This window comes from Mesorhizobium sp. CNPSo 4670, from assembly GCF_057784235.1.
The window spans coordinates 1-6,936 of record NZ_JBWJFQ010000046.1 but is presented as its reverse complement, the minus strand read 5'-3'; the positions used below and the strand labels follow the sequence as shown (position 1 = coordinate 6,936).

The 6,936-nt window shown below is 60.4% G+C and carries 6 protein-coding genes and 1 tRNA gene; 5 read left to right on the top strand and 2 right to left on the bottom strand.

Features of this window, described 5'->3' with window-relative positions; all coding sequences use genetic code 11:
- The coding region (locus tag AC0ZT5_RS34740) for an aminomethyltransferase beta-barrel domain-containing protein (protein ID WP_488500112.1) at nucleotides 1-231 on the top strand (231 nt) is incomplete at its 5' end.
- Nucleotides 232-287: 56 nt separating this feature from the next.
- On the opposite strand, the gene AC0ZT5_RS34735 is transcribed toward AC0ZT5_RS34740, so the two are convergent.
- Nucleotides 288-1,253: a Gfo/Idh/MocA family protein gene (locus AC0ZT5_RS34735; protein WP_488500111.1), complete on the bottom strand. Its 966-nt coding sequence runs from the start codon at nucleotides 1,251-1,253 to the stop codon at nucleotides 288-290.
- Nucleotides 1,254-1,492: 239 nt separating this feature from the next.
- On the opposite strand from AC0ZT5_RS34735, the gene AC0ZT5_RS34730 reads away from it, so the two are divergent.
- Nucleotides 1,493-1,569: transfer RNA gene (locus AC0ZT5_RS34730), tRNA-Met, on the top strand.
- A gap of 430 nt (nucleotides 1,570-1,999) precedes the next feature.
- Here AC0ZT5_RS34730 and AC0ZT5_RS34725 read toward each other — a convergent pair.
- Nucleotides 2,000-2,698, bottom strand: coding sequence for a hypothetical protein (locus AC0ZT5_RS34725; RefSeq protein ID WP_488500110.1), 699 nt, complete (start codon nucleotides 2,696-2,698; stop codon nucleotides 2,000-2,002).
- 189 nt (nucleotides 2,699-2,887) lie between these two features.
- Between AC0ZT5_RS34725 and AC0ZT5_RS34720 the strand changes: the two genes are divergently transcribed.
- The 3 genes from AC0ZT5_RS34720 to AC0ZT5_RS34710 all read left to right on the top strand — a co-directional run.
- A complete protein-coding gene (locus AC0ZT5_RS34720) occupies nucleotides 2,888-4,789 on the top strand; it encodes a DUF7146 domain-containing protein (protein ID WP_488500109.1) in 1,902 nt (633 codons plus the stop codon).
- A gap of 344 nt (nucleotides 4,790-5,133) precedes the next feature.
- On the top strand, nucleotides 5,134-6,498 hold the full coding sequence (locus AC0ZT5_RS34715; RefSeq protein WP_488500108.1) for a hypothetical protein: 1,365 nt from the start codon (nucleotides 5,134-5,136) through the stop codon (nucleotides 6,496-6,498).
- Between the two features lie 233 nt (nucleotides 6,499-6,731).
- Nucleotides 6,732-6,936 (top strand): IS630 transposase-related protein (locus tag AC0ZT5_RS34710; RefSeq protein WP_488499365.1); only part of this gene is annotated, 205 nt, incomplete at its 3' end.

Sequence of the window (6,936 nt, the reverse complement as noted above, 5' to 3'; positions counted from 1 at the left end):
CGCCCGCCCCGCCCTGCCGTGCTGCATCATCGCGCTGGCGCCACTTGGGTGGAACTGATCGACGGCGAGTCCGGCATCGCGCCCGGACAGGCCTGCGTGCTCTATTCCGATGACGGCAACGAGGCGCGTGTGTTCGGCGGCGGCTTCATCGAGCGTTCGGAGCGTGGCGCCGAGGCCGAGGCCATGCTGACCCGGCTTTCCGCCAGGCCGGCGCAGATCCCCGCCGAGTAATCCGCTACCCGCTCAGAGAAATTCGCGCCGGCGAGTGACAGAGTCCAAACGGTCTCTCAGGAATTGGGCGTGGTATGCGTGACCGTCCCCGCGGTCAGGATGCGCAGCACCCTGATCGCTTCCTCGCCGCTGGTGCGCGGCTCGGCCCGTGTCTCGATGCACTGGATAAAATGCTCCAGCTCACGCGTCAGCGGCATGCCTTGGGCAACCGCGACATAGGACGGCTCATTGGTGGTGAAAGCCCATTGACCGCTGTCCTGCCACACAGCGTGGCGGTAGACGGCAAGCTTGCGTTCCCATGGTTCCACGTCGTCGAACACCGCCATCGCCTTGGTGCCGACCACGGTCAGCCGCCGCTCGCGATAGGGATTGAGCCGCGACGTGAAGAGATGGCTGCGCAGGCCGTTGGGAAAGCGCATGTGCAAATGCGCGAAGTCGCTGAGATTGTCGAGCAGGGCAGCGCCCTCGCCGCGCACCTCGATCGGCTCGGTGCCGGTGATCGCCAGGATCATCGACAAATCATGCGGTGCCAGGTCCCACAGCGCGTCGTTCTCGGTGTGGAACTTGCCGAGGCCGAGCCGATGCGAATGGATGTAGCGGACTTCCCCGAGTTCGCCCTTGTCGATCAGCCCCTTCAGCGTTTCGAAGGCCGGATGGAAACGCAAGACATGGCCGACCATGAAGACGCGGCCATTGTCCTTGGCCGCCTGCACCGCGCGCTCGGCGTCCGGCACCGTCAGCGCAATCGGCTTTTCCACCAGCAGATCCTTGCCGCTCTCGGCGGCGCGCACCGCAAGGTCGGCATGGAATTGCGGCGGCAACGCCATGACGATGGCGTCGATATCGTCACGGACGAACAGCTGGTCGGGCTCGATCGCAAGGCAGTCCTGCTCGCTGGCGAAGCCTTCGGCGCGAGCCCGGTTGGCGTCGGAGACCGCGTGCAGCGCGCCGAGCGCCTTGAGGGTGCGGATGTGGTTGCTGCCCCAGTATCCGCAACCGAGGACTGCAATGCGCGGTTTCATCTGTTTCAACTCTTAAAACTCGTGGCCGAGACATAGCGACGTGCCCCTACGAACTCAACCCCGGCGGCGGCAACCAAATGTCTGCGCGGCAAAGCTTTTCGACAATGACAATAAGCCGGCGCGCCGGTTGCATCGAAGCTTGACAGGCTCACCCTCCCAACCTTATATCCGCGCGACCTTGGCGAACGCCCCCGACATGCCTTTCGATTTAAGGCGGATTTCGGGCCTTTCGCCGCCCTGGCGGGGTAGCTCAGTTGGTTAGAGCACGGGAATCATAATCCTGGGGTCGGGGGTTCAAGTCCCTCTCCCGCTACCACCTTCAAAGTCCAAACAATTCTCTGCTCCGCTGGCAGGCGCTCTGAAGCCCAGTGTTTGCACGGTGTGTGGCCAAAAGCTGGGGAGTGCCGCAGCGTCCTGAGCGTGCAAATTGCTCTCTCAATGCCCATTATTCTCCGAAGCTGGGGAGTAGCTCTCAAAAATCCCCAGGTTTTGACAACAGCAATATCAATGCCTTAGCCCCGGCCATGCTGCGGGCGGTTTTGCGGTTCGCACGCATGTCAAAGAGGACCACAACTAGCCGTCGCAAGTTAGGTCCGGGTTGCGCCACCTACGGACATCGCCAAGTCACGACTCAGACGTCGCGTATAAGCCGGAAGCGGAAAGGCAGCCCACGGGTTGAGACCGGGTAAGGAGACATTCATAACGTCAGCCGTTGCACACTCCGCGAATGGCCCCAAAGCGCTACGTTAGGATTTTCCAGCGGTGAAATCGAATACCACAACATCGATCAGTGCGCGGCGCGCGTGCGGAATCCGGGCGGTCAGCATTTTGCACATCTCTTCAGCGCTCGTAGGCGCGGGAAGCCCGTCAGGATGAACTTTCAGCCGCCGGTTGCTCACTGACGGCATATCGCCGAACCATAGCACACAATAGATGCCGCGTTGTTCGGAGCGCCAGTCGACCAGATATTGGTCATCGAGCTGGTTCGTCGCCGCGTCCCATACATCCTTGTGCCACTGGCCCTTGACCTCGATCGGCAATTGCATCGTTCCCCTCGCGAAAGCGAGATCCGCCCTCTTGGTCTGGGGCATGTCAGCCTCGGTGATCCGCTGAATATCGTACCGAGCGAGTTCGGGCCCGATCATCGCCGCCAGCCGGTCGCGGCAGCGATTCTCGTCGCGAGGAATGCCGGCATCGGTCCAGAACTCAACAACCGAATCGAGGTCGTCACCGATTAGCTTACGCCGCGCGACATCTATCTCCTCAAGTATCATTGCCTTTAAATCCTCGATATTGCCAGGCGGTCCGTCGTCGAGGAGTGCTCCGAGATCGCCCGGCGCCAGCGCTGAAAAACCCTCCTCCGCCCGCTTCTGGCGCTGCTCAGCTGCCATGTGCCTAATCAACTCGGCGTAGCTGTCATTGGAGCCGGCGACGAGGCGCGCCATCGCTTCACTTGCTTCGACGCTCGTATCGCCGGCGATCAGGCCAATCAGCGAGCGCAGAAAGTAGCCGTGCCGATCCGGAAATGCTACGGCGGCCGAGCTCCAGGTTCGTCTGCTGCGCTCCCGCTACGCGCTGTCAGTGCCACTCGCTATCTCCGTTGCGGAACTCGCCTTCTCGAATGGGGGCGTGGCATGAGCACAATTCACCGTGCCGCCGCGGTTGCTAAAGCGCTCGGCGGAACTGTGGTTGGTCCGCACTGCATCATCGCACCGGGCCCGGGCCACTCGCGCGCAGACAGGTCGATGTCGGTGATGCTCGATTCTGACGCCGCCGACGGTTTCCGGGTCAACAGTTTTGCAGACGACGACTGGCGCATCTGCCGTGACCATGTCCGGCACATGCTCGGCATTCCAGATAGCGGACACCACCGTCTGACCGCACAATTGTCCCGCCCGTGGCCGGCGACCACCCCCGTGTTGGACAGCTCTCGCATCGATATCGCACACAGGCTGTGGCGGGAGGCGGTGCCGATAGACGGCACACTCGCGGCAGTCTACCTGCTCGGTCGCGAGCTCGGGCTTGCCGATGAAGTCCTGGACGGCCTTGCCCTCCGGTTCCACGGTGCCTGCCCTTTCCGGCTTCAGGACGGAACCACCTTGCGGCTGCCGTCAATGCTGGCTGCGATGGTCGACATCCGTACGAATGAGTTCTGCGGCGTACACAGGACCGCCCTGAAGCCAAACGGAAGCGGTAAAGCCAATGTCCCAGGTCTCGGCAACCCGAAGAAGATGTTGGGCCCGGCCGCAGGCGCCTGCGTGAAGCTCTCCGCGGACGAGAACGTGAGCATCGGCCTCCATGTCACCGAGGGGATCGAGACCACTGGCCTGCATGGCCATGGGCTTCCGGCCGATGTGGGTGGCTTTGTCGGCAGGCGGAATTGCGAAGTTCCCCGTGCTTGCCGGTATCGAAGCTCTGACCGTCTTCACCGACCACGACGCCACTGGGATAGCCGCAGCTGCCGAGTGTGCGAGTCGCTGGGATGGCGTCGGCAAAGACGTAACCAGAATTATACCGGCACTCGAAGGTACAGATTTTGCGGACGGGCAACGACCATGACGCAATCGCCGGAACAACTGCTCGAATCCATAAGCGCGACACGCCTCGTTGTAGCATCAGCCGTCGATGCCGGGCAGCGGCGCCCTGCCCTCAAGTGGTTCGCCTCAGACGAATTCACATCAATGAAACTCAAGCCGCGTGACTTCATCCTGGAGCCGATCATTCGCACAGGAAGTTTGGCCATGTTATCGGCCTTCCGAGGCGTCGGCAAAACTCAAGTAGCAATCGGCATCGCCCATGCCGCCGCGACCGGAGGCGCATTCTTGAATTGGAGGGCGCCGGTGCCTCGCAATGTGTTCTACGTCGATGGCGAGATGCCGGGCGCGGATCTGCAGGAACGGCTTCGCATGTTCAGCCAGGTCAGCTCCGGGCGTCTGCGGATCTTGCCAATGGACGAACAGGAGATCGGCGTCAGCCTCAATCTATCGCAGACGGAGTCGCAGGAGCGGCTGGAAGCGATTCTCGGGCCGACGGAACTCCTGATCCTAGACAACCGCTCGACACTGACGAACGGGGGCCGCGAGAACGAAGCTGAAAGTTGGGACACGATGCAATCCTGGCAACTGAGGCTCCGTCGTCGAGGCATCAGCGTTCTTTTGATCGAGCACGAAGGTCGCGGTGGAAATCCGCGTGGCACAAGCAAGCGCGAAGACGTCCTGGACACGCTCATCACATTGAAGCACCCGGACGACTACACGATCGAGGATGGCGCCCGCTTCGAGGTTCACTTGGGCAAGGCGCGCGGCGTGTTCGGTGAAGCCGCAAAGCCCTTCGAGGCGAAGCTGGAAGTTCGCAACGGAAAGGCGTTGTGGACGGTGAAGGATCTTCAGGATGTCGAGGCTGATCTCGTCATGACGATGACGCGCAATGGTGAAAGCGTACGCGACATTGCGGCGGCAACCGGGTTGAGCAAATCTAAGGTCAATCGTATCCAGGCGAGGGTGAAAGCAACACATCCTTCGAGCGGGTATGCGTAAATCACGGCTGTCCCACTGTCCCACCCCCTAGAGAGTGGGACAGTGGGACAGCCGCGCATTGATGCTGCGGGCTATAACGGAGGCATGTCTTCTGCGACGGCCGCTTTCACTGACATTCAGTCAGGGATCGGCTTCTGACCCAAAGGCGTCCTGGTTTGCTGTTTGGTGAACGGCTCTGCGCCTCACATCGGACGTTCGGCACAACAGCACCGTCGCCCGAAACCGCGCATCGAAGAGAAATTGCTGCAGTTCCGGAACTATCAAGATACGGAGGTTGCAGGCGCGATGGAATAAGCGTGAATCGAGGGGTCCGGATATGCCGGATGCAATATCGGGGGAACATGATGGCTTCAATGGTGGAGCATACGAAGAAGCTTATTGCCGAGCTAAAACGAATTCAAACTCCGGGCGCATTTCCGGAAAAGATCGATGATGAGACCGTTTTTCCAGGATTCATTTCTGCCGGTGAAGCTGGCTCGATCATCGTGTCGCGCGAGATGGAGCGCCTGGTAAAAATCATCGCAAGCGATCTAAAAAATAGCGATCCAGTACTTTGTCGGACGCACACTGACAAAGAATGGAATTGGATTGTGCGCGGGGCTTTCGGCATTCCGCTGGCTGGGGTCGACCTTGGCGCTGACCTCGATCTGAGCGCGCAAGCCGTGGTCGACCATGTCCGTTCGACCTTGTCATCACCAAAGCCAGTGTTTGCCGTCCAAGAGCACGCCTTCGGATGCACATTGTTTGGCAATGTCGACATGCCTGGTTTTGATATTGGACCAGTCCGCTTTGAACCGCGGCTAGACTGGCTCAATCGAAAGGCGGCAGATCGGCTGGACATCAGCAATATCACTTCGCGTCGGTTGAGAAGGCGCTGGAGAGGGGAGCGAATTCGGAAGCGCAAACACTCAATCGATGCGATGCAGGAGCAGGATATTCTTGATGCTGTCGGCAACTGCCCGTTCGTCTGCAGCGTGTCGACCAGCGGCCTAGCTTCCGAAGCTGGCACCCTGAAGGCGCAAACCGCCGCTCATATGGCGATGACTGTGATCGCGCTCCGTTGGGAGACGCCATCCCGTACGTTGGATGGATTTAGGCTCCTATCCGATCCCGGGGTCAGACGAGAGAAGTCTTTGACCTTTGTTCCTGGAATCAAGACGCTTGCCGGTAGCAGCATGAAAGGGTTGCCCCACGGCCCTACGATCACCAGCCAGGCTTGGGCTTCGGAGCTCGCAAGATGTGGGCCAGACTTCAAGGTCGCAGGCGAAGCGATTTCATATTTCCTGAGTGCGTCAGGACAGGTGTCGCGACCCAAGATGATGAACACCCTGGCACAGGCAATCCTGTGGTTTCACGAGGCCTGCAGAGAGTCGGTTCCGGTCATGGCCGTCGTGAAATTCTCCGCGTCGCTCGATGCTCTTGCGAATGGAGCGAAGTCGGGCGGAATTCGTCGCTTGATTACAGCGAGACTTGGCCTGACGGCGGACAAGCCGATTCGGCAGGACGGTCCAACCATGAAGGCTGCAGTAGACGAGATTTACTCGGACGGTCGCAGCCGTACAATCCACGGAACAAACGACAAGCTCAGCCACGATTGGACGTCAACCAGAGCACTCAGCGAACAATTCGCCCGCTTCTGTTTGATCACGTCGCTCGACTGGGCGGCGAGCAATCCAACATCGGATGATCCAAAGCAGCTCCAACAGTGAGCTAGCAAGATAAGGTCAAGCATGATCGAACGTGCGCCCGCTGGCCGACGATCGAAGCTCAGGGCGCCGCTCAAGCCCGAGTATTCCAGGCGCGCGTGCCGGGCAAACGCACTCCCCCGCTCCCAAAAGTGGACATCGCTAGAGCGGGATGAGTTGGGGCTGAATCGACGACGGATTCCCTTAGGCGAGCAAATCTGATTCAACCTTCTTGCTGGGCAAGGAGGCCAGCCAGGATGGGCAAGCCTTATTCGATGGATCTTCGCGAACGGGTTGTTGCGTCGGTTGAGCGGGAGGGCCTGTCGCGGCGGCAGGCTGCAGTGCGCTTTGAGGTTGGGATCAGCACCGTCATCCGCTGGGTAAGCCGCTTGCGCGAGACGAGCAGCCTTGCGCCCGGCAAGATGGGTGGGCACAGGCCAAAGAAGATTGCCGGAGAGCATC